A 23837-nucleotide genomic window follows, 5' to 3' on the forward strand; every position below is an offset into this window, starting at 1 on the left:
ACCGTATTTAACGGCTTTTCATGCGACAGGAAGGACTTATCCTGACAGGTAAAATACTTTCATATTTCTTGTTTTTAAGGTTCGACATGAGTAGCCTGACTTTTACCATCAGGATCTGTTTATATTTTAGTCCATAGGGACTTTAGGTTGTAAAGCTGCACAGAGAAATCAGGAGGTAAGTCCTTAATTATGGTGCATTTAAGAAATTAAGTGTGGGAACAGAATTTCTTTTCTTTCATTTGTTGTTATTTTTTCCAGAAGCGAACTTATGGACGATTGCTATTTCTGACAATCCGTAAAATCACGGTATTTTTATTCCGGATTTTTACGGGAAAAAATCAAAATATATTCATATGCTTTTATTAGAGTTTAATTTCATTCTTATATGTTAATGCAAAGCTATCACGACGCGACGACAAAACGTGACGCATAATATCACAACTCCGGAAAATTTTCTTATTTTTTATAAAAAGAAAGGCACGGAGCAAAAGTCAATCCGTTAAAGAGGTACTAGGATACCCTACAACCAGAGAGACTCCGCCCAGTGCCCAGTATAGGACATGGGCGTAAGTCTATCAAATTTGGTTGTATGAGAAGATTCCTAGTTTTCTTTAACCTATTCGACAGAGCCTACGCTTTTTTCGTTAAAATTATGGGTGCTAATATAGAGATATTTTTTGAACTTATAATTGGCCAAACAAAAACGGGAAATACCGATCCGGCTTTATTGTTATGTTTGTTGTTTCTATATATAATAAAAGCATCCATTTGGGATGCTTTAAATAGAATTGAAATACTGTTTAAAAATTATTTCTATAGATCATTATATCATTATAGGCAGCATTGTAAGTCAGCTGTGTTCCTACGGTTATGGTCTTAGCTCCATCAAAAGGGTTTCTGCAGTATCCATGCTGCTGCATCCACTCGCAAAGCTCTGTAATTTGGCTTTTATTGCTTGTAAAATAGAAGTAAGATGTATCTTCAATAGTCTTGAGTACATTGAGATAGTCTGACAATTTCCAATAATCATTACGGTTGTATGTTGTGGTATCTGTTGAGAGATAGGGAGGATCAACTAAAAATACTACATCTGTATTATTTCTATAATCGGCAAATAAATCACGATAATCTTTTTTAGTTGTGTTTACCCCTTCAAGATAGCCCTCTGCATAATAATCACTTAATCGCAGCCTATTATAGAATGTTTCTTTTTTCAGGTGTTCAAAGTTTGTCACATAATTCATGGAGAACAGTAACGATGATGATATGGTCACCCAGTCGATAAAACCTTGCTCATGGCTTATTCTTTCAATAATTTTAGAGCGAAGCTCATCACTTAGTCTTTCTTTGTCTTTTCTATTGGTATTTTTAGAACAGATTGCCCGAATATCAGCCAGTAAAGTATTGGTGTTATCAATATTCTCAATGCGTAATGTGTAATTATCAAAATCATTATAAATAACCGTTGCATCCGGATAGAAATTTTTCACAGTATGGCTGAGCAGTCCCGATCCACCAAATAAATCTACATAGGTAGCATTGGGTGAGAATTCTTTTAAAGCTTCTTTAAAGTGTTTTAAAAATTTTCTTTTCTGTCCCTGAAAAGGCAAAGGAGCCTGAGTATAATTTTTCATTGTGATTATTGTATTAAACGATTAATATATTAGCATCTCTGTAATAGCTTCTGAGTTTTTTTGTTCATCTTTTTGGGCATAGGCAATGCTGTCAAAAAACGAGATTACTACTTGTTAGAATGGCATATAATGTAGTCAGCTTATAATCCCACTTTATAAGGTATTTACCTAATGTGCAGAACAAACTGACTGTAAAAAGGTAATTTTTTGAATATTTTCGGGTACGTTTAAATGTTCGTACCTGTTAAGACAATAGAATTTTTCCCAGTAACTGCATACTGATAGAGCCTTGTCCTCCTCCGCCTAGTTGGAAAACAAACCTTTTCGGGTATAAATTGTAAGTACTGTTAAACTGTTGATACGTTTTGCCATTTCCTTCGGCGATGACATAGACGACTCCATTATAATAGGCAATATGAAAAGTATCGTTTCTTATGGCCAATGTAGTGCCAGGTAACATTCCTATTCCCCCGCCATCGTAGTACTGGACTCCATAGAATACGCTATCCCCGTTGCCGATTAACCCGCATCTCCAAAAGTTAACGAAGTTGGCTCCATAGTTGGTTAATTGGTTATTTAAAGAAAATGAGGCCATAAAACCGGCATTCACTTCGGCGGTACTTATTAAATTATCCGAGTAATAGAGGGTGTTTTGCGATCCAGATGAAATGGCTGTGTCATTTACGGAAGAATCCCCTCCTGAAGCTTTCTGCCAGTTTGTTATCCCTGTAAACTGGCTGTAAGTTAATCCTTCTTTTACGATTAATTCCGGGGAGCTTGCGTTTGTCATACCATTATGGGTTACAAAAACCTGGTAATATCCTTCTGGCTTTGTTTTCCAGTTGATTCCAAAATTCAGGTTATTGGGGAAATTCTGCAGTACAGTGAAATTATCCACATCATATGTTTCAGGTTCTGGAAGATTTGTACCGTTTATATCCTTCATTCTTTTAATTTTGATATAGGCGTTTGGGGTAACATTATCCACAAATAGATTGACTCCTACGAGTGTTGTATATTGAATGAAGTTCTTTGTATTGTCAATAAAAGGAAGGAGTAGGACATCAATTCTTGGGGTTCCGGTAGAGAAGTTTTCCGTTGAGAGTTTGAGTCCATTTCTGAAGGTTGTTTTTTCGGCATCGGTTGCCAGAGAGGGAAAACGTAAGACGATATTTTTCCCGTTACTCCATGCCTCCTGGCCTGTTGAATCCTGGACCCTCATTCTAACAAAATTTGAATCGATAGATTTATCGGGCAAATTTTTGAGGTAATAATAGAATCCTGCTGTATTTAGGGTCCAGTTTGCTCCTAATGTGAGTCCGGCTCCAGGAACGGATGTCAATGCTGAATTGGCAACATTTTTTCCCAGATCACCGGCGAGCATTCTTCTGACATTATTATCCTGGTCAAGAATATAGGCATACTTAAAAACGGTATCAGGACCTGAAACAGTCTGTGTTGTTTTATCGAGTTTTCCATCAATGCCTTTTTCATCGACAAAGTTATCATTAAACTCATCCACTATATAATACAGCACGTCCCTGACTTTTTCGGCGGTAATTTCTCTGGCCTGATTGTCTTTGATGTTTAGGTTGATCTTATTTTTAATATTCGTTGTATCCATCTTAAAATCTTATATAAGGTGTTAGTGCTATGTTTTGCGGTCTTGTTTCATAGGTTCCTGCTTCCTGGGTTTCAGTATTTCTCCATTTAAAGTTATTTCCTCCGCCATTAAATCCCCCTCCCAGCAGTGCAAATCCATCATAGGGATGAACATCGGTAATGAGGTGTTTGTGCTTTTTTAAAGCATCTGCCTGGAAAGATCCGTCCTGAATGTTTGCTGAATTTCTGTCCAGGTCTATGCCCCTTCCAGCGTCTAATCCACGAATGAAAAGACCTCGTAAATCCGGCACCCTGAAAGTAGAAGTACCATTGCCTGAAGAAAAATATCCGCTGTTTAAACCACTGCCACTGAGCCACTGGGAGTCTGTAACGATCTTGGAATATTTGCTGACCATTTGCCAAAGTCTTGGGAAATCCGCTCGGTTAACAAGAGTGCCGTTTGCCGGGAGAGAGAAAGATTGCGGGGTATATCCATAGCGTACTTCGCCAATGTTTTCCAGATGAATATTTCCACTGGTCAGATAGAGTTTACCTCCGTAGAATGCTGCTGAAAAGCTTTCTCCGCCATGTAACCACAAATCTGTTTTAAACTCATCATCGGGAGTTGCTTCTATGGGGATTCCGGTTTCTATTTTTACGGCATTTCTGTTTGTCCCCAGTGCGGTGAAAGACATAACCTGGCCCTCAGTAATGCCTGAAGTATTTACTGTTACCACTTTGCCGCTGGCTGTAATATCCAAAACGACGTCTTTATCCACGATATCAGGCAAAGTCAATTGAATGCTCTGTGAAACCTGCTTGATGGTTAGAGATTTTCTTTTGCTGAAATGATCATAAAGATACTTCGTTCTATTGGCCAGCTGCTGAGCCTGTCGGTTGGCAATTCCTCCGGACTGGGGATCACCTCCCCGTACTACATCCGACTGTTCTATCTGATAGATGCTTTTTTCCCACTCTGCTGATTCCTGTAAAACTCCCATTTTAGTTAATTGTTATGGTCCAGATTCCTGTTAAAATAATTGCTGATGTCTTGAGTATTTCCGGTCTGGTTTTTCTTGAAAACATGACCAGATCTGCATTAAAAAGTCCCAGCTCTGTAATTTTGAGTCCGTTGGCCTCCCCAGCAGCTAAAGAAAAAGTAAATTGTACCTTACTCATGGAAGGGTAGGTAACGCTATCTATATTTTTATAGAACCCATTGACCAGGGCATTGTCTTGTGGGGAGGGATCGGCGAGGCCTTCACCAAAACCTACTTTGGAAATACTTTTCCCGGAAAGATCTCCGCCCAGTAGTTTGGCTACGTTGATGATTCCTCCGGAAACAATAAGATTATCACCGCTCATCCGCTCCAGGGTTTGTCGTGTTGCCGAATCTTTTACAATGATTTCCAGGGATCCTTTTGTTACTATATTTTCTTTCATATCAGCTTATTATGATTTCTAAAACATCATTATCGTTGTTGTAATTTTTTTCACCATTGTAGGTGTAGGTTCCATCGTATGTAAAGTCACCCCCTAAGAATACCGCGTCTTCACTTTCTATTCCGGGAGCTTCGTAGCTGTCATCTTTTATTGTAAGATCCTCATCGAAATCGAGTTTAAATTCAAATCCCATGAGATGTGAGCGTTCATTCTTATAGGCTTTGACCATGGCCAGAGCATCTTCAATACGCTGTGGATCTACAGCATTCTGTCCAATACCCAGTTCAATGGTAAATCCTGCCCAGTGGTTTACATGCTCTGTAATGGTTGCATCGGGAAATCCGACTGTTCTCAGGGCTTCTTTGATGGCCCAGAGCGTCCCTTTATACCTGTGAAGCTCAATTCCTCTTTTGATAAGGTCTCTTTTCTTTTCGGTGGTGTCTGCGAGTTTCCATCCATTGTAGCCCATGAGATCAAACTGAATCGCTAATGTTCTTAGGACTGATTCCGGTACGGAATCAATCATATATACGAGCAGAGTATCTAGCTCTATGGCATTAAAACGCTTTTTGGCCAAAAGGTCAAAAGCGATAATATGGGGTTGCTGCAAGCTCTCGGGCAGGAGATTATTCATCGCTATATCCTGTTACTTTAACATTGACCCCCGAGCATAGGGCCACCTGATCTTCACCGACAAGGATTGTCGATAAAGGTGAATTTACCTTAACCTCATACACAGAATCTACTTTCATGGCTTCTCCTATAATTTTTTCGATAACCACGTCAAGTCCTGTTTTCATCTTCCTGCTGCTGGCATAATTGATGAGTTTATCATGTACCATAGCGATAACTTCCGAACTTAAAGCCCCTGTGATTAATGTGAGATCAACATCAATCTGGTAACTTTTAGCGGTAGGGGGCAGTACGATAACTGTGTCTGTGAGGGGCCGTACTTTTTCATCGTTACATGCCATCTTTACTTCATCTAAAATGCCCTGGCTGGGTAATTCTCCATCTTTCATTAATGGATAAATATTAACCTGTCCCGGAACAGGGGAGGTGATTCCTACATCCATAATTGCCGCATTGGCGCTGCGTGCAAAAAAAGCATACGCTCCGCGGCTTCCCGCATTGCTGAATGATTGTGGGGCCAGCATAATACGCTGGCGCAAAGCTTCGTCCGATTCTTCATTACTTCCTCCTGTGGAGGTATTGATATTAGTGACAGAATACAGATAAGGCTGAGGGTCCAATATGATTGATATTTCCCCGGGATTCAATCCATTAGCCTGTGCGCCGTTATTCACACTGACAAGTGATGCTGTTTTTTCATCTTCATCAGCCTGAAGGATGACATCCTCCATGAGAGCAAATACCTCCCCGGTATTATTAGACTGAATTCTGATGCCCTTTGGTATGGTGAGAACTCCGTGTCCTGGCGTACATTTCATTTTTACCTGAACGAAAGCCTTAGAAGGTGGAAGTCTTTTTACGCCGACCAGATCTCCCAGGAAATCTAAAAAGGGAGCAGAGCTGAAGGCGACCAGATTCTGTGTTGCGGCGTTTTGGATCTGTGTTCTTAATAATACTTCACGATAGGCCAAGGCATTAATCAGCAATTGTTCTACCTGTCCGGGATAAAGGGTCTGCCCGGTCATCTGCTCGTAGTCCGATTTTATCTCGCGGATAATGGTTTCAGGGTCTATATCTATAAATTCAGGTGCTTCCATTATATTTCAAAGTCTTCATTAAAATCAGAGCTAAAAGCCCCTTTTGTTAATAGGTTAATTTCTAACGTATAGCCATCTAAAGGCTCACTTGCTATGAGCACTAAATAATTGTCTTTCAAGATCCACTTCCCATAGTCTTTGTATTGCTGACTTACGAAATTCAACGCTTCATTTTCTGTCTCAAAACCTTCTGATGGCCATGGCGATATTCTTTTCCCCTCTTTCTTTAATACAACATTGTAATTCATAAGATCGTATCTCTCTGGAAATGGTGCGTGTAATTCACCAGTAACACTTGTGATGGCTAGTTTACCGGATGCTCCTAATTGGGTATTGATATACACAATCACCTTGTTTTCCTGGATGAGTAGATACCAATTGCCAAAATTTCCCCAAAATTGATGAACCCATTTCATCATTTCATTAATAGACAGGAAACCATTTTGTGGACTCGCTGGAGTAACCTCCCCACCCTCTAAAGACATCTCAATGAAATACAGGAATGCATCAGGCAGGTAGGAAGCGGAAAGAGCCAAAGGCGTGGTGTCCTGTTTCAGGGAATACTGAAAGGTACCCGTGTAATTCTCTCCGGTTTTGTAGATAATACCCAAAATAACATTGCTTTTACCCTCTGTTGTATCCAGCTCATGAAGAATTTTTTCAATGGTTATCCTGGGTTCATATGATTGCAGGGCCTGAATGATTTCTCTTTTCATGTTGGGAATTGATGCTGATAGGGGTTTATCGAGCCATTTCCAGATATCACTTCCAAAATCCGGTCTCAGGGGATCTTCGCCTTTGCGTGTACTGAGAATAAGAGCAATACACTGCTGAATATCATCATATCCGGTGACCACCTTACCTGTATTGTTAAGGTCTAACTGCCAGTTTTTTGTAGGGATATCGCTTACTTGCATAGGACAAACTTAATGCCTTGTTGTGGGAAAATTTTTGCTGAATATTTGCCTTTATGAGATGGTTCCTGTCCCTTCCCCTGAGGTGGATCCAGAGCCACCGGAGGTTGTTACCGGAATTCCGGCAGCAACTGTTACCGTAGCGCTCTTAACAAATGCATCAATAGCCTCTGAGAGTCTTTGGGCAAATTCTTCTTTGCTGTCCGTTTCTTTGCTTTCCATATCAGATAGAATGGCTTTAATTTCGGTTTTTAATGTATTTTTATCTAATGGCATCAGGATAGTATTTTTTCGTATTTCTGTTCGAACTGGTTTAATCGCTCTATGGTATCGGGCAGGAGTCCTACGCTGGGTCCTGAGGATGTTTTGACTTTGAGGTTTTCAATGAGTATTTTTAAGTCCTCAAACAATTCCTTAAAACTAACTTCCGGATTGCTGATCTTGAATTTCCCGCTTGCTTTATCAATTTCCAGTCTAAATTTACCATCGTTCATTTCTGTGATGAGCTTATCTTCACGGGCTCCTTGTGGCGGCTTATCTTTTCGGGAATAGATGGCCCCTCCCACGACTCCGAATTCACAGTTTTCATCCATCAGGCACCATACCTGCTCATTGATTGAAAATGGGAATGTGTATTTGTCCTTTTTTGAAGCCGGTACAGATACCGGCAGGGGATTGCTGACGATCTGATCGCTGGCAAAGTTCACTCTGACACACCCTTTAGCGTGGTCTATTTCTGTTATAAATCCGAATTTTAGCATTGTGGTGGTCAATTTTTTAAGGATTCTCCAGTTGGCTTTATCATTAAAACTTACTGGCTGCTGTCTTTTTTATTTTTTTCGGGGTATTTCTTTCGGTCTGTTTTTCTAGCTCCTCCTTACCTCCTACCTTATAGATCTCTGCATCTACCAGCCAGCCGCTGGTACTGCTCAAGGTATGAGAAGCACTTTTGATCAGATAATCCCCGGAAAGTCTTCCCAGGCGATGCAGGGAAATGATATTGCCACTTATTAGAACCACAGATCCGGGAAGGGAAATATTTCCTGATTGCTGCATTTTATTAGCTTCCCGGAGGGCTGATTTTGTCATCTGCTGTGCCTGCTCGATACTATCTACGCTCTGTTCTAAATGCAGGATATCATCAGCATTGGGAAGTCCTCCCTCAGAGGTCTTATACTCAATAATGGATCCTGCTTCCGGATTGTGAAATCGGATAGATGCGGAGCTATAGGTGCCAAAAGTTCTATCCGTTAAAGAGAAGCTGATTAGATCCGTTTTATCGAAATAGGCTACGGCCTGTTTACCCTCCAATTCTTCGTTTTTAATAAAAATTAAATTCTGATCCCTGACATTGAAGGTATAGCCGTATCTGGAAGCGAGTTTTTTGAGCGTGGTCAGATTGCCTTTTTTCTGCTGCACGAGCCTTTCTACTGTTATATTACTGATAGAGCCAATGACTTTCAATCCTAGATCTGCTGCGATGGTATGCACGATCTGAGAAAGGGTTTTCTTTTCGTGAACATGGCTTTTTAGGGTTCTTTTCTGTCCCTGTTTAAATCCGGCTGCGATACAGCGTATATTGACTGCATCGGGGCTGCCGTACAATTCAATCTCATCAATTTCAAAGATTCCGCAATCTAAGACCTCAGCTCCTAAAATTCCGATTTGAGCGGTAATTGTGGCTCCTTTCTCCGGATACCACTCAGATTGCCATTTACCCTGTGAATCTTCCAGGGTTATATCCAGTGTATCAGCTTCTGACATATGATCGGTATACCCCAAAGACATGAGGCTTTTGCTTACATCTGCGGTAATGTTTTTACCATTATAGAGTACTTTGATGTATATCTGATCTATTGTTTCCATGGCGGTAATTGGTCTTTATCGGCTTTGAGGTTGTAACTTTCCAATACTGGAACCTCCAGCACTGTACCTGCTTTTAGTCTTTCAGAAATGGGCACCTGGGGATTAGCAGAAATTAATCGTGGAATTTCTCTCACGGTTCCATACATTTTCCAGGAAATGGAATCCCATCTCTCTCCATCTTGCGTGATATATTGAATCGTATCGGCCATTATATTTTTCTTAGAATAATATCATTAGTGAATACGGTAGAAGCGGTATTAACCGCCCTGATTCCGTTCTTTACATTCAAAACAGAAACTTTTACCTCTTCTGGTTTAAAAGGCTCTTTCATTAAACTTTTACCCTCTGTGAGCTGAGCCATAGAGTGGTTAAGGGCTGAAATAATACCGGCTGCATTATGGATCTGCTGCTGGGTTTTGGAAATAGCATCTATTGCTTTGGTCATGCTGTTTTGAGCTTCTTCCACCGTTTTTTTCACGGGGTCAAATAAAGACGCGGGATTGTCCACTTGGAGGGTTTGATTGGCGGCCTCAGCGGCCTCCCATGCTTTTAACTGGGCATCCATGAGTGCTTTATGGGCCTGTGCTTCTGATGTTCTGGGTTGTGGGGGGAGCTTATTGATCTGCTCTTTATCTCCAACAGCCCGTGCATTTTTCCTTGCATTGATTTTTTTCTTATCAGCATCAGGGACAACTTCTAAGAGAGACAGCGAAACCTGGATCTCAATAGGGGAGCCATCGCTGAAAGTCTGCGAGATGGTCTTCGCTGCGGATTTGAGTACAAAATCGTTGATATACTCCCCATTGCCTAATATCAGCGGTAATATTTCTCCTGTGCTTTTCCAGGTTTCAAAATCCTGTAATTCCTGATTGATATTACAGAAGTCGGCTCTTAAGGTGAGCTGTAGGGATAATTCTTCCAGGGTTTCACTCCCCAACTCAAGCCTTGGCTTGGAGCCTATCAAATCATACTGGGAGAGTACGGCCTCGTTTCCGGAATAAGACCAGCTTTCCGGGGCGTAAAGCCCTGAAAATTCTTTATTGCCTAATTGAAATATCATGCGAATCCTTTTCTTTTTTGTCCGTGACTGTAGTCTGCCATTTGCTTTTCAAAATCTCTACGCATCTGAGCGGTGAGTTTTTGTTGGGTGATCTGATCCATACTGCCGCTTATGTTAATCACCGGCGCGAAGCTCATGCTGCTGTTTAGATTTCGGGCATACGATTTGGGTTGAGGGAGCGCTTTAGTGCCTCCCACATGATTAATTGTTGCGTCCAGAGAATTTTTTGAGGCGTAATCAAGAGCGGAACGGGTACTGCTCACGGCTCCTTGCAGGCCACTTAATATCTTACTGATTAATTGTCCTATCGCAGAATTTTTTATCCAGCCGATCGCTTTAGCGAATATCTCTTTGACCTTGTCCCATAACTTCTGGAAAAAAGCAGTAATGGGAGACCAGTGTTTGTAGATCAGCCCCTGCGGAGTGAAATTCAAAAATAAAAATTGAATCCCTTCCAGTCCTTTATTAAAGAGTTCTTTTAGAGTGCCCCAGAGTGAGGAGAACCATCCTTTTATCTTATCCCAATGTTTATAGATCAGTCCTGCAGGGGTGAATTTGATCAGAAGAGCGGATATGAGTTTAATATAGGAACGGAAAACAGCGGCTACCTTGGTCCATAATTTAGAAAACCAGGTGGAAATCTTATCCCAGTTTTTATAAATAAGATAGGCTGCTGCTGCAATGGCGGTCAGTGCGAGTATCCAGGGATTTGCGATGAGTAATTTTGACACGGTGGAAAAAGCGATCCCAATAACCCTGAATGCTTTTCCCAGACCCATAGCGGCTTTTATGGCGGCGGGGCCTATACTGGTAAAAACTCTGCCCACTACTGTGAAAGTTTTACCGATGTGCGGTCCTATTGTTGAGGAAAACTTAGAAATGGCACTTAGTGCCTTACTTCCGCCAGTGATAAATTTTCCTATCGTGGTGATCGTACTTCCAAGTCCAAATTGTAAGGCGCCGACTCCTATCTTTAGAGCGGCAATGGCTGCAATGATTTTTACAATACCCTCCACTAATTTAGGATTTTCTGTTATCCATTTAGAAAGGTTGTCTATGAGTGGTTTTGCAGCCTGAGCCAGCTTCATCAGGGAGGGTAATAAGGCGCCTCCTATTTTAATACCGGCATTGATGGTTTGCTGTTTTAGGATTTCCAATTGTGCACCTGTTGTTTTTAAGCGGTTCTGGGCTTCATTTTGAACACTGCCTGTCACATTGGAATTTTTAGAGAGAAAGTTGAGCTGGTTTCTGACTCCGGTTGCTGTATCCATATTGGCAGCTAATTGAGCTACCGCGTTACTGTATTCACCGACATCTCTTTTATTGAGCCAGCTAAAGGCATTACCGCTGGCTTTTGCTTTTTCCAAAATAGCGATGAGTCCTTTTGCTCCGCCGCCTGCTTTAACAAACATCGCGCTTAGCTCCTTATTTCCGATGATGGCTTTTTGGAATCTTTTCATAATGGTTGCGGACTCTTCACCGCTTTGTCCTACAACCTGCAGGGCATTCCCAAAGGCCTGCATATGAGTTCCTGAAACTTTTAATGTACTGGCTACAGAGGCTCCGCCCTTGGCCATAAAAGTCACCAAATTGGAAGCTTTACCTCCAAATTTGTTGGTGGCAGCGTTCATGGCATCCATTACGGCATCGGTTTCTTTTAGGGTAATGCCCATGGCATTTTTAATGACCATATAGCCTTTGGCGGCCTCACCTGCTGCCATGTCAAAGGCGAAAGAAATCTTACTGGCAGACCTTGCCACTCCATCAATTTCTTTTTTGGCCACGCCTCCTGCTGCCAATTCGGCCATGAGTTCTGCTACACTGGTAGCAGCCCCTCCGTATAGATTAGAAACAGCGATGGCATTATTGGTTAATTCAGTAAACCCTTTACTTCCAAAATCATCATTGGTTACTTTGGCCACATCGGCAATTTTTGATTCTAATTCTATGGCCTGTTTTACGGCTAAACCTAAAGGAGCGAGCATGGCAGCACCTCCAGCCATGTTGGAAAGGCCTGCCTCCTGCATTTTCTTTCCCTTATTGATCAAGGATTGTCCCTGTGCATTGATTCTGCTTAATGTGCCGGAGAAAGATCTGTCAAGTTGTCTGATGGCTGACTCTGCGCCTGAAATATCGGCTCTGAGTAAAAGGGTTACGGCGGTTGCTGCATGATTCATTCTTCGATAGAATTTAAGGTATTATGAATGGCAACCGCTTCTCTATAATAAAGGTATATCTCCCGGCTGTACCACTGTTCTACCTCTAATGGTGATATGCCATAGAAGTGCGCTGTAAAGGCTATTTCCCTGAGCCCTATTAAAAATTTAATGAGGAAAATGCGATCATGAGTTTTGCATAATCATCCTGGAAGAGATCATCGAGATAAAATTCCGGTGGCTGCTGTTTTCCCTCTATGGTGGTGGCAACACTCATATTGATGGTTTCAAAATCACCGGCAGGATCGTTTTGCATTCTTTTCTTGGTTTCGACAAAATCCCGCCCCTTAAGTTTTCTCACCGAAGCTTTTCGGCCATCCTTGAGTTCAAGGTGTTTTACTTCACTTCCGTTGTCGTATATCTTTGTTAATATACCGCTGTTTTTCTCCTCTTCACTTTGGTAGAAAAAGCCATCCTCGCTGGGCTCTGTTGGGAAAATTTCTTTATTCATAATACTTTGTTCAAAGCTCAAAACTAGGAAAGAAAGCAGAAAAAAAACTTGCCAAATATTTGACAGGTTTCTCCTGAATGGATTTTGTAGGAAGTTCACGGAAATGCTTTAACAAAATTTTCCACTAAAATTTAAACAGGCTCTAAATGTTTTTTAACGGACTGAATCGTAATTTTAGTGGGTTTTGTGTGTTTAATTTTATTATTACGCTATAAAAAAGGGATTAAATTCCTAAATTTTGTCTGTAAGCCGCTAACAGATCCTCCCCATCGACTTTAAATATATTGGCTTCTACATCGACTTCAGTAATGACCTGCCCACCGATTTCCAGTCTGACATAGGTGCATCCATAGTTTGTGGAAAGCTCAACATTATCATGCTGCTGAAAATTTCCGAGGGGAAAATTCTTTGGTTGAATGGTAAGGAAAACAACAGCAGGAGTCTGTGCTATTCTTTCCCCGCCCTGGTATTCTTCCAAACTTCCCCTTACCTGGATTCTTACGGCCTTAAATGGATTGGCCATTTTCTTTAAAAACTCAGGATAGTAAGAGGTCCACTTCATGGAACCTTCCATTTTGTCGATCCCTGAATAGTATTCTATGGTACCATTCATTCCTAATGCTTTATGTTCGGACTGTTTAAAGGTGAGGGTAGGGCATTGGAATTCCTCAACACGCCCCAAAAGGCTTGCACCATCGACATAGATATTGGCATTGGTGAGCCTTCCTATTGTAATTTTTTGCGCCATTTTATGTTATTTTAAAGAGCTTAGATAATTAATATTGATCAGGGAAGTAAAAGAAATTCTTTCGGCCGGTGTTGGCGGCATAAAGTCCACATAGAATGTAACATGTCCCTGTGCGAGCTGTGTTGGGGGATTATCTTCTTGCAAATATTTACATACCCCGTCTATGATGGCTCCTCGTCCCTGTAGTGTTCTTAAGAAGGCGTTCACGGTTTCCCTGACGGAGTCAATCCATCCCTGGGTGATGGGCTGGTCTACAAATTGCAGGCATGCCTGTTCAATACTTTCATTAATGACATCTGCTGTTCTCCTTACGGCAATGAAATTATCAGAAGCTGTACTGGCAGGAAATGCTGCGCTTCTGTTTCCCCATGTTCTGTACCCGGTTCCATAAGAATTGAATACGGTAGTAATTCCTTTTTCATTCAAAAGATTGGCATCGCTGTTGCTATTGGAGATACCGGCACTGATCTCTCTTTCAATTCCTGTAATTCCTTTAATTTCATGGTTGGACTCCGAGACCCAATAGCCTTCCTGGTGATCCACTTTAGCTCTCACGCCTGCCAGGAATGCGGAATACGGAAAGAGCGTCTCGCTCTCTATTTGTGTATTAAAAACTTTCATCATCGGGTATAGCAGCTCAGCTCTACTACTGGAGGTGTTAAAGTTGATGGTTCCTTCCGGTCCTCTGCCTTTAATAGCTTCTTGCACGGTAGTGGCATAGGGGGCATCCAGATAGCATATGGCACGCATTTTTTCAGCGGTGGAAATCAGTTCAGCAGCCACGGCACTGTCGTCTGAAAAGGTAGGGGTAATGATGATTTTTGGAGAAAACCCGAAAAGATTGTAAGCAAGTTCCAGGCATTTGAGTCCGGTTCTCTGGTCGGTGGCGGGGTTGATCTCCCCGATGATATCGCTGGCTGTAATTTTAGTCTCATCGAGTCTTTTGTAGGAAAATTTGATAAATATTCCATCGGCAATACGGGGAGTCAATGCCTTGAAGTTTCCAAAAGGATCGATGCTGTAATCAACATCCTGCACATAGTCTGCGGGGTTGCCGTCAGCATCTTTTATGATGACCGTATCCAGGGGAGGGTAGGTTAATTTCAGGGCTCTGTCTTCTACTTTCAAAGACTCATCGGTTACCGGTGTAGTATGTTTGGTCTGATCAAAAACATTGACTACGATGACTGTTCCGGCTCCCTGGTTGAAAATAGCCTCTAAAGCCCCGGGAATAGAAAATCCGGATATTGTACTCCCAAATTGCGCTGCATCTTTCTCTGAATTCACCAGAATAGGGGTGTTTTTTTCACCCGAAGGGGCAGTACCCACCAGACCTATTACGGCCGATTTGACCACCTGTATGGTTTTGGTGCCCTGTTTCATTTCGAGTGTTTCTACCCCGTGCAGATAATTTGCTGCCATATTATTTTGTTTGTTTTTTGGTTTCTACTAATTCTAAGAGTCCCTGTGCCAGGAGACTTTTTACTCTTTCGTCTTTTTCTGGGAGCTCAATGACTGAGCCTGGAACAACAATATAGCCGCCAAGTGTCGTTTTAACAAGACCTTTATAGATGTACTTTTTCATATGTTATTATTGGGGTTGATCATATAGCGGAGGATCAACAGATTGGGGGAGGATTTGTGTTCTGAGTGATCTGCATGCTACCGACAGGGAATATTCCCAGACATCATTCTGGTAGTTTACATAAGCAAAATCCCCTAAAGAAACCGCTCCGCAATCTGTAGGGGTAAACCCCATCAAGGACTGCTTGATGAGTTCTGAAATGGCGTACACTCCTTTAGGTCCTCTTAATCTTCTGGATTGAATGCTGATCGTAAAGGTCGCGGTGCTGTGCTGTGATATTGGGCCGATACTTTGATTTTTATCAAAGATTTCACTCATAAAAACAACGGTCACTAAACCATTCACAACCGGTATTTTGTATTGTGTAATATCTTCCGGAAGTACTGTAATATCTGCTATTGCAGATAAATCAGTATTTGCTTGCATCTGATGTGCGAGTTCTGATTCTACTGCCTGGTAATTCATTATGCTTCTTCTAGTAGTACTTTATAGGTGTCTCCATCTTGGGCGATACGATCATCGCCTATGATTTTCATAGCGTAATATTCTTTTCCTCTCACTGTGATCAGAACATCTTCTTTTCGCTCAATAGCTTCCCGGATTCCTTTCCAGTCATTCACTTTAAATTCTAAAGTAGGACGGTCATAATCATAGTTATGTTCGGAGAGTTTTTCATTTTCACTGGGATGGTTGAAAAGTACTCTTGCTGTGATTCCTCTGCACTGGGCATCATATCCCATAGTCGTTGCAATAACATCGAATGTCTGAGCCTTGAAGGAGTCAAATACATTATCCAATTTTCACTCTTACTACAGGGTTAGTGGCATCAGCCGTTTCCCAAACGTAGCCGATGAGTGTATTGCCTGAAGCCACGCCGGTAACGGTTTTGTCAGCAGAAATGAAGTATGCTTTTTTCCCCTGACTCAAAGCGACCCCTGTAGCTTTAGGAAGTTCAAAGACGCCCTCAACGGCTACAGCGCATAGATCTATTCCGTTCCCATCTGAAACGGCTACCCCTATTGTGTCTTCTTTGATGACCAGATCACCTCCTTTTACGGTATCTTCTAAAACGGTGTGGAGAAATTCTCCTTTTTCGATATAGTTTTTCATATTCAACAGTTAATTTTAAAATTCATGCAAAGCTTTACTTTGCTATGTAACAATTTATTTTCCTTTGTTTTTATACCACCCTTCCCATCCCCATACGGCAGTGGCAAAAGCCATTGATCCTTTTACTTCCAGGGCATCGGTATCCCAGTTGACCCTTGATTCTGTTTTAAGTCCTCCCTGTCCATTGAGGTAAGCGTAGACGATGCCATCTGCTGAAATGGCTGAAGGATCAGCCAGCAGGTACCATGCTTTGGGATCTTCAAGCTGATCGCTTACCATGACCCTCAGCTGTCCTGCGAAAACGTTAACGTTTCCGGTTTCGGTAGCCAGCACTGCTGATACGAGTCTTTCTGCAGTGGTCTGTAATTCCGGGGGCACTAACAGATACTGGGGTTTGATGCCTAACTTTAATCCTGCGGGTGATTTTTGCCTTCTCATAGCGGTTCTTGCCGTGCTTAATGCATCAGTGGTGAGAGGGGCTCCTGTGGCATCGTAATTTTTATGGTCAGCATGAAATAAAGTCTTTCCATCCGGTGCATTTTTGTTATCGATGATATTGGACCAAACTAAATCACTTTGGAATTGCTGTGCTCCCAGTGCCATAATTTGTGGCAGTCTGCTGAAGACACTCAAATCATCATTGATAATGGCAATATCGCTGATGCTGTATTTCCTTCCGAATTTTTTGAGTTTTATTTTGGCATCTTCCGCCTGAAGGATATTGCTTTCTTTGTATTCTCCTGCTTCGGGAATTTCATCAAAAGACACGGCACCATCGACTTTAATTCCTGTTTTTTCTCTGAAATCGGTAGCGTTTTCCTGCCTTGCAATGAATCTCCACTCATCGGCGTAGCCTTCATAGAACCTTCTGAGTGACCTGTCAAAAGCCAGGGATAAGAGGGTGGGGAAGTCTGTGGTAGCCCATGCTCTTTTTACCACTTCCTGTTCACTTAACATCGAAAAGTTTTCACCCGCTGCTGTTAATCTGTCTTTGGCTACATCCAGGAGTCTCATGTTTCTGAACTGCTGTGCTTTTTCGTTTCCGTTAAGGTCTATAGATCCGGGAATCGCTCTTGCAACAATTCCTTCTACCATCGAGATTCTTTTTTTCTCGGATTCATCTTGCGTCACTTCTGCTGGCGGAGGAGCTGCTACGGGCGCCGGATTGGCTCTTTTGGCTACTTCATCGATGATCAGTGCTCTGGCATCATGTAATGAGGTACCGTTTTTGATGAGTGAATCTGCGAAGGATGTTTCTAAGCCTGCCCGCTGGCAGACCTCTGAAATATCCATTGCTCTTTGTCTTTCCTGGGCAACAGCCTCTGCTCTTACCTCTGATTCATTTACTTTGGGTTCAGGTGTGGGTGTATTCTGAACTTTTGGCGGTGTTGGGACTTCATCCGCCGGGATATTATCTAGGTCCATTATCGTAATTAAATTAAAATGTTCTTCTTTTTGCTGAGATCGTATTCCGGAATTAAAGTCTGCCGGAACGGGTACCAGTGATAATTCATTGGGAGTCCAGCGTGTGGCCCTGTACTCGGGAATTTCTTTGCCATTTTTTGAAACGGTGTACTGATCGACCTTGTAGCCAACACTCATATGACGGATGATGCCTTGTCTCACTTTAGCAATGATATCTGCATCTTTTTCCGTACTGGAAAGTCTGATAATGGCTTTGGCCTGTTTGGTGTTTTCATCGATCCAGGCTGACTCTACCACGCCCAGAATATTTTCCAGTCCATAGGATTGATGGGAGTCCAAAACAGAAAGGCCTCTATTGAGTCTTTCAAAATTGATGGCATCTTTGGAAATCTCGAGAACTTCATTGAAATAGCATCCTTCATTCCAGTCATACCTTTTTACCGGAGTTTCTGTAGCGAAAACCACCTCAATGGTGTTGTTCTCTTCATTGAAGCTGTTCTCGGGTATTGAAGCCCTGACGTAGGATAAGGAAACTTTTGCCTTTTTCATGATACAAAGCAAAGGATTGGATTCCAGAGTATCTTTGCTAAATATTTGACACAAAACCTCACATTGGCGAGGTGCATCTACAAGCTTAAAACGAAATTTTCAAAAAGAAGAACGCTCTTCAATTTTTAGAATTAATTTTGTACATTTGAAAAAAATATTTATTATTTCTTATGAGTGAAGAATTATTACAAAGAGATTTGCAAAAAAATCCTGAGAAAATAGGGAAATGGGATTTCTATAATATTGGTGCTACTTCAATCAAGAATCTAAAAGAATTCGGAATAATAAGAAATGTTGATTATGGGAGTGAAGAAAAGAAAAAAATTGATGCTTTAATCGTACAAAAGAAAAACGTAATTGCGGTAATTGAATATAAAAAACCTTCCGAATTTAAAACAGCCATACAAAAACAGAAAGCTATTGAGCAAGAATTAGAAGTTGCAAAAAAGCTTGATGCTCATATAATAATTGCCACAGATACTAAAGATACAATTTGGGTAAATGTTCTAACAGGAAATAAAATAAAGGATGAAAAAGGTAATTTTATAAAAGAAAATTTTAACCCAAAAGACGAGAAATTACCTGAATTAATTGAAAAAATAAAATATTCTATAAATGAATTAAGTGATCAATTGAAACCAAAAGAATTAGTAAATCCTACTGATTTAGCTAAACAAATTTGGCAAGATATTTGGTCCGTCAGTGGAGCAACTCCTGAAAACTGTTTATATACTTTCGTGGAACTGTTTATTTTCAAATATTTAAGTGATTTAGGGGTTTTACAAGGTATTTTTAATTTTAATACTTTATATTCAAGCTACGATGGAAATACAGAAGATGAAGTGTTAGAGACATACGCAACAACTATACGTCCAAAAATTAAGACCCTTTTTCCTGAAAATTCAATTGACAAAACAACAATTATTAACGGAACTATATTTGTAAGTAAAGATCAAAAAGCTGTACAAGGTTATAGTACGGTTTTTAAAAAAGTTCTAAAAAAGTTCAAAGATTATGGAAAGCTTGAACATATTGATTATGACTTTAAAAGTCAACTTTTTGAAAGTTTCTTAAAAGAAAGTATAAGCAAGAAAAATTGGGGACAATTTTTTACACCAATTAAAGTCGTTAGGGCTGTTGTAGAAATGGCTAAGGATGATATAAAAGAAGGTGTTAAAATATGTGACCCAGCTTGTGGTGTTGGAAAATTTCTTTTAGAACCCATTATTACAAAACTAGACCAATTTTATGAAGTAAAAAAAGGAAAATTAATTCCTAAAATTACGATTCATGGATACGATAAAGGTTTTGATAAAGACGAACAAAAAACAATTATATTGGCCAAAGCCAATATGCTCATTTATTTTTCCGATTTATTAAAAGATAATCCTACAATTACAACTGAATTTGCAAAACTTTTTAATGAAAGTTTTATTTTAAAAACTAATTCTATTTTAGGGACACTTTCTGAACCGATTGAAAATCAGTATGATTTAATTGTAACTAATCCACCTTATGTAACGAGTGGAAGTAGTAATTTAAAAGATGAAATAAAAAAAGATGGAGACCTTGTAAATTATTATAAAATCAATGCTATTGGTGTTGAAGGTTTGTTTATGGAATGGATTGTCAAAGCTTTAAAACCAAATGGGAAGGCATTTATAATTGTCCCAGACGGTATTTTTAATCGTCAAAATGATAAAAATTTAAGACAATTTTTACTTGATGAATGTTTTATTGATGGTATTATTTCTTTGCCAATTAAAACTTTTTTTACAACTCCCAAAAGAACATATATACTTTGCTTAACAAAAAAAGGGCACAAAAAGCAAATCCAAACAGATCCGGTTTTCACTTATTTTGTAAGTGAAATGGGAGAAAGTAGAGATGTTTATCGATTTGATATTGACCAAGATGATTTAAATGAAGCGGTAACATTATATTCCTTTTTCAAAGGTAATAAACAAAGTTTTAGTAAAATAAATACTGATGTTCGTTGTAAAATTCAGCCGATCGAACTTTTTAAACCAGAAAATCATTGGTGTGTAGAAAGATGGTGGTCATCTGAAGAAAAGGAGACTTTAGGAATTAAGGATGAAAATCTAAAATTAAAAATTGAAGAATTTCCGACTTTATTAGAGGAAGTTTCAAATAGTATTATTTCTATTAAAGCCGAAGTTGAAGAGTTATCAAATGACGCAAATAAACCTAAATTTATCAAGCTTGCTATTAAGGATATTTTTGATTTAAAAATCAAAACTAACAATAGTAAATTTACTAAAACGTTTATTGATAAAAACAAAGGTGAAATTCCTGTCTATTCAGCTTCTAAATTTCCTGAAAACGTTGATTATGGTTATGTAAAAGACAAATTAGAAGGGGTGAAATATTTTGAAGATTGTTTAACCTGGAATATTGACGGTTCTATAGGAAAAGTATATTTACGTAAAGGCAGATTTTCTTTGTCAGAGAAGGTAATTCCTTTAATTCTTCAAAAAAAGTATAAGGATAGTTTAGATTTACTGTTCTTAAAATATGCAATCGAAATGGAATTTAGTAAACATTATTTTGGTTTTGATAATAAGGCGGGTAAAGGTAAAATTCAAGAGATTGAAATTTCAATTCCAACTGATAGCAAGGGTAGTTTTGACTTAGATTTACAAAAACAATTAGCAGAAAAATTCAAACGAATAGAAGATATAAAGAAAAGTATTTCTGACGAATTAGAAAAGATATCAAGTACAGAAATTGAATTTGAATAAAAGAAAGGTAGCATATAAAACCCTCCCAGACGCTCAAGCGGGAGGGTGTTTCCTGAACAGATTTTAATGATTAAACTCCCGGTCTTCTTATCTGCTTTTACGCTATCTTCTTGTTAGTAAATAAATTTGTCTTTCAAACTCTCTTTGCAGGGTTTCTTTAGATTCTGTTTCTATTTTTTTTTGAATAGGGTCATGAGTCAAAATCCCGAAAACAGAAGTGGTTTTCATGGCTGTAATGGGGAATCTTTCTTTTGCTTTCTGGAATTTTCCTCCGGCGTATTTTCCTCTGGCAAAAATCTGCTTTTCAACCCCGGTATTGGCCTGTGATTTCGTTAAGAAAGCATAAGGGATGACTTTTCTGCTTCCTTTTTTGATCTCAATAGAAACGCCTCCACCGGCTTGCTCGTTTCTGCTTGCATTTCGGGCTGTTTGCTGTAAAGTTCTTCTGCCTGTTTCTCTATTTCTCACCGATCGAATAGAAATAACACTTCGGCCATTAACAAACTGGGGATTGAACCTGGATAAGCTCAGGGGTCTTATATTTCCTGAGATAGAAGTTTCTGCCTTGTTATAGGTTGCTTTTTTCAGTATAATGGAAGACCTGATGTGGGTAGGCTTAATGTTGTAATGCTCTGAAATCATTCGCCTGTAAAGGGTGTTGCCTTTGGCAACTGCTTTATTTAACGCCCTTGTGCTGGCTTTCTTAAGATTTTTGTCATCTAATTGTCTCTGCAAAAAATTGAGGCCATTACTGCTGTGTGCTATTGTTACCTGTATCATCAGTGCTGTTTTTTAGATTTACCGCATCATATCGGGGATCTGATTTGGGCTGAAGTCCTGCCTTGTCAAATAATTCTTTAGAAATTTTCATTTCTTCCAGAATTTCCTCCGGGGCATAGCCTAAGAGCCTTACGGCTTCCTGCCAGCTCATAAATCCGGCTCTTACCTGTGCTAAAAGTCCGTTCACCTCTTTTACCGGGTCAATCATCATTCTACCCGGGGCGGTCCACTCGACTGTTTTAGGCGTGTCTTTGGGAAGTACCCCTAATAAATTTCCTGCCTCTACAAACCAAAGCCATACTTTTGCGCATAATTTAGGGATGAGAATAAAATTCTGCCATGTTTCAATCATTCGCTGGTACTCCAGCCATCCCATTCTTCCACTGGAATAGTTAACATGGCTTAAATCTCCGGTCATGGCTTCATAGCTCATACCATACCCTGCTGAAATACCGGTAAGAACATTCCTGGAATATTCGCCATAGCCATCGGCAGGTGGCGGGGAGGCAAAAGTGACGGATTTGCCGGGTTCCAGGGTTTGAATAAGTCCTGGTTCCACCCTGTCAAACTCTTCATAATCCTGTGAGCTCATGCCCATCATTTCAGAATCGGTTCTGGTGATGAATATAGAGAAACAGGAAGCGATCTTTTGTCTTACCAGCTGTGCATCGGAATAGTCGTCAAAATCTCTTAAGCTCATCATGGAGGGAGAACCAAAGGGCACGCCATGGATCTGACCGGGTTCATCCTGAAAAAAAAGATGGATCACATCCTGATCTTTCCAAAATGTACTTTTAGAATATTCCAGCTCCGGATCTTTATCGTAAATCCAGTATCCTTTCCTTTTTCCGCTGGCGGCGAACTCAATTCCCCCGGAAATATATGACCCGGTGGAAGTTTTTATGGTATCTTTTGAGAGGTCTAAAAATTTAGTGGAAACCACCTTGAGTTCTAATGGAATATGTTCTTTATTATTGGTTTTAATTCTTAAGATGAGTACTGAACCATGCATAGAGAGTGTTCTCATGCATAGATTCTGTAATCCGTAAAAATTAAAATTGCCATCAAAATCCACGGTGGTTTGCTGGGCCCAATCCTTCCAGATCTTTTTCAGCTGTTCATTTTTAATGGCCGGCACAATGCCTGTGCCGGTGGTATTGTTGGCAATGGAATTGTGAGCGCGGAAAGAATAGGGATTGTTTCGGTAGAGGTCCCTGCTTCTGTTTTTCAGGGTTTTAATTTCGGCTACTTTTGCGGCCTCTTCAAAATCATTCACATTCCACCCTTTGGTACGGCGGTCTTTTCGTGCTCCTTCATATCCTCTCTGTAATATATCCATTGCATTACGCCGCTGTACTCTTTTTAGTCCCCACTGCGGACTTAAATAAGAAACTACTTTATCGAGTAAATTTAATTCTAAGGACATTTTTTCCAGTTTTTACTAAAGACTCCTACTTTTCGGCCATTGTCTTTTTTAATAAGCCCCAATTCTGCTGCGATGAGATTTCTGATTCTGAGCATCTCATCAAGGCTGCGGTAGGTAACGGTTTTATCACCATAGGTAACAGTTAAGGTTCCCTGTGCGATACTCTTATTCAAGGCGTAATACTGTTCTAAGGTGAATGCTGCTCCATCCATTTTTTTTGTTCTTTCTGTAAAGTTGTGAAAATATGGTGTATGTTTTTGTAATGGCAAGCATTTGACAAGTACAATCTGGATCGTATATCGACCCTATCGAGCATATAACTTACATACTGACGGCTGGTGCCTGCCATTCGTGCAATTTCCGGGACTGTCATATTGCATTCTGTTTTTAACAAATGATAGACGAGTGATTTTCTTTCTGAATGCTCGTGATTAGGACTTTTCCCCAATAATTCTTCAGGGGTGGTCTGATAGTATATACATGCAGCATGAATGGCCATTTCTGCGAGGCTTAACGGCATTTGAATGCGTATTGTG

Annotated in this window: 26 protein-coding genes; 1 reads left to right on the top strand and 25 read right to left on the bottom strand. The window is 40.2% G+C overall.

Features of this window, described 5'->3' with window-relative positions; translation table 11 throughout:
* Positions 1-800: 800 nt before the first annotated feature.
* The 21 genes from CLU97_RS03895 to CLU97_RS03990 all read right to left on the bottom strand — a co-directional run bounded on the left by CLU97_RS03895 (position 801) and on the right by CLU97_RS03990 (position 18333).
* Positions 801-1634, bottom strand: coding sequence for a DNA adenine methylase (locus CLU97_RS03895; protein ID WP_121486775.1), 834 nt, complete (start codon positions 1632-1634; stop codon positions 801-803).
* 244 nt (positions 1635-1878) lie between these two features.
* Positions 1879-3258, bottom strand: coding sequence for a hypothetical protein (locus tag CLU97_RS03900; RefSeq protein WP_121486776.1), 1380 nt, complete (start codon positions 3256-3258; stop codon positions 1879-1881).
* A 1-nt stretch (position 3259) separates the two neighbouring features.
* Complete coding sequence (locus CLU97_RS03905) at positions 3260-4237, bottom strand: phage tail protein (protein ID WP_121486777.1); 978 nt, start codon at positions 4235-4237, stop codon at positions 3260-3262.
* A 1-nt stretch (position 4238) separates the two neighbouring features.
* Positions 4239-4679 (bottom strand): hypothetical protein, encoded by a 441-nt coding sequence (locus CLU97_RS03910; protein WP_121486778.1) that lies wholly within the window; start codon positions 4677-4679, stop codon positions 4239-4241.
* Between the two features lies 1 nt (position 4680).
* Entirely contained in the window at positions 4681-5313 is a 633-nt protein-coding gene (locus CLU97_RS03915; RefSeq protein WP_121486779.1) for a phage tail protein, read from the bottom strand.
* Positions 5306-6409, bottom strand: coding sequence for a baseplate J/gp47 family protein (locus CLU97_RS03920; protein ID WP_121486780.1), 1104 nt, complete (start codon positions 6407-6409; stop codon positions 5306-5308). Before CLU97_RS03920 ends, CLU97_RS03915 begins: the two co-directional genes overlap by 8 nt.
* Entirely contained in the window at positions 6409-7326 is a 918-nt protein-coding gene (locus CLU97_RS03925; RefSeq protein WP_121486781.1) for a GPW/gp25 family protein, read from the bottom strand. Before CLU97_RS03925 ends, CLU97_RS03920 begins: the two co-directional genes overlap by 1 nt.
* Before the next feature lie 51 nt (positions 7327-7377).
* Positions 7378-7599, bottom strand: coding sequence for a hypothetical protein (locus tag CLU97_RS03930; protein ID WP_121486782.1), 222 nt, complete (start codon positions 7597-7599; stop codon positions 7378-7380).
* Positions 7599-8084 (bottom strand): hypothetical protein, encoded by a 486-nt coding sequence (locus CLU97_RS03935; protein WP_147436439.1) that lies wholly within the window; start codon positions 8082-8084, stop codon positions 7599-7601. Before CLU97_RS03935 ends, CLU97_RS03930 begins: the two co-directional genes overlap by 1 nt.
* Before the next feature lie 43 nt (positions 8085-8127).
* Positions 8128-9189, bottom strand: coding sequence for a phage late control D family protein (locus CLU97_RS03940; RefSeq protein ID WP_121486784.1), 1062 nt, complete (start codon positions 9187-9189; stop codon positions 8128-8130).
* Positions 9177-9398: a tail protein X gene (locus CLU97_RS03945; protein WP_121486785.1), complete on the bottom strand. Its 222-nt coding sequence runs from the start codon at positions 9396-9398 to the stop codon at positions 9177-9179. The genes CLU97_RS03940 and CLU97_RS03945 overlap by 13 nt, the downstream gene beginning before the upstream one ends.
* Positions 9398-10249, bottom strand: coding sequence for a phage tail protein (locus CLU97_RS03950; protein ID WP_121486786.1), 852 nt, complete (start codon positions 10247-10249; stop codon positions 9398-9400). Before CLU97_RS03950 ends, CLU97_RS03945 begins: the two co-directional genes overlap by 1 nt.
* A complete protein-coding gene (locus tag CLU97_RS03955) occupies positions 10246-12426 on the bottom strand; it encodes a phage tail tape measure protein (protein ID WP_121486787.1) in 2181 nt (726 codons plus the stop codon). The genes CLU97_RS03950 and CLU97_RS03955 overlap by 4 nt, the downstream gene beginning before the upstream one ends.
* Before the next feature lie 139 nt (positions 12427-12565).
* Positions 12566-12916 carry a hypothetical protein gene (locus tag CLU97_RS03960; protein ID WP_121486788.1) on the bottom strand — a complete coding sequence of 117 codons (351 nt, stop codon included), beginning with the start codon at positions 12914-12916 and terminating at the stop codon, positions 12566-12568.
* A 223-nt stretch (positions 12917-13139) separates the two neighbouring features.
* On the bottom strand, positions 13140-13664 hold the full coding sequence (locus CLU97_RS03965) for a phage major tail tube protein (RefSeq protein WP_121486789.1): 525 nt from the start codon (positions 13662-13664) through the stop codon (positions 13140-13142).
* Positions 13665-13670: 6 nt separating this feature from the next.
* Complete coding sequence (locus tag CLU97_RS03970; RefSeq protein ID WP_121486790.1) at positions 13671-15086, bottom strand: phage tail sheath family protein; 1416 nt, start codon at positions 15084-15086, stop codon at positions 13671-13673.
* 1 nt (position 15087) lies between these two features.
* Positions 15088-15249, bottom strand: a complete 162-nt coding sequence (locus CLU97_RS23550) for a hypothetical protein (protein ID WP_183084510.1) — start codon at positions 15247-15249, stop codon at positions 15088-15090.
* Positions 15250-15255: 6 nt separating this feature from the next.
* A complete protein-coding gene (locus CLU97_RS03975; RefSeq protein ID WP_121486791.1) occupies positions 15256-15714 on the bottom strand; it encodes a Gp37 family protein in 459 nt (152 codons plus the stop codon).
* Positions 15714-16046, bottom strand: coding sequence for a hypothetical protein (locus tag CLU97_RS03980; RefSeq protein WP_147436441.1), 333 nt, complete (start codon positions 16044-16046; stop codon positions 15714-15716). Before CLU97_RS03980 ends, CLU97_RS03975 begins: the two co-directional genes overlap by 1 nt.
* Positions 16039-16359: a DUF2190 family protein gene (locus CLU97_RS03985; protein ID WP_121486793.1), complete on the bottom strand. Its 321-nt coding sequence runs from the start codon at positions 16357-16359 to the stop codon at positions 16039-16041. The genes CLU97_RS03980 and CLU97_RS03985 overlap by 8 nt, the downstream gene beginning before the upstream one ends.
* 54 nt (positions 16360-16413) lie before the next feature.
* The gene (locus CLU97_RS03990; RefSeq protein ID WP_121486794.1) at positions 16414-18333 is read right to left on the bottom strand and encodes a prohead protease/major capsid protein fusion protein; all 1920 of its coding nucleotides are present in this window, start codon (positions 18331-18333) and stop codon (positions 16414-16416) included.
* A 170-nt stretch (positions 18334-18503) separates the two neighbouring features.
* Here CLU97_RS03990 and CLU97_RS03995 point away from each other — a divergent pair, with 170 nt between their 5' ends.
* Positions 18504-21095 carry an N-6 DNA methylase gene (locus CLU97_RS03995; protein ID WP_121486795.1) on the top strand — a complete coding sequence of 864 codons (2592 nt, stop codon included), beginning with the start codon at positions 18504-18506 and terminating at the stop codon, positions 21093-21095.
* A 102-nt stretch (positions 21096-21197) separates the two neighbouring features.
* Here CLU97_RS03995 and CLU97_RS04000 read toward each other — a convergent pair whose 3' ends face one another.
* Genes CLU97_RS04000 through CLU97_RS04015 form a run of 4 tightly spaced genes read right to left on the bottom strand, consistent with a single transcriptional unit; the run spans position 21198 to position 23821 of the window.
* On the bottom strand, positions 21198-21875 hold the full coding sequence (locus CLU97_RS04000; RefSeq protein WP_121486796.1) for a phage tail protein: 678 nt from the start codon (positions 21873-21875) through the stop codon (positions 21198-21200).
* Positions 21844-23301, bottom strand: a complete 1458-nt coding sequence (locus CLU97_RS04005; protein ID WP_121486797.1) for a phage portal protein — start codon at positions 23299-23301, stop codon at positions 21844-21846. Before CLU97_RS04005 ends, CLU97_RS04000 begins: the two co-directional genes overlap by 32 nt.
* Positions 23292-23513, bottom strand: coding sequence for a phage head-tail joining protein (locus tag CLU97_RS04010; RefSeq protein ID WP_121486798.1), 222 nt, complete (start codon positions 23511-23513; stop codon positions 23292-23294). The genes CLU97_RS04005 and CLU97_RS04010 overlap by 10 nt, the downstream gene beginning before the upstream one ends.
* Positions 23489-23821 carry a hypothetical protein gene (locus CLU97_RS04015; RefSeq protein WP_183084511.1) on the bottom strand — a complete coding sequence of 111 codons (333 nt, stop codon included), beginning with the start codon at positions 23819-23821 and terminating at the stop codon, positions 23489-23491. Before CLU97_RS04015 ends, CLU97_RS04010 begins: the two co-directional genes overlap by 25 nt.
* Between the last annotated feature and the right edge of the window lie 16 nt (positions 23822-23837).

This window comes from Chryseobacterium sp. 7, assembly GCF_003663845.1.
In the GTDB taxonomy this organism is placed as follows: domain Bacteria; phylum Bacteroidota; class Bacteroidia; order Flavobacteriales; family Weeksellaceae; genus Chryseobacterium.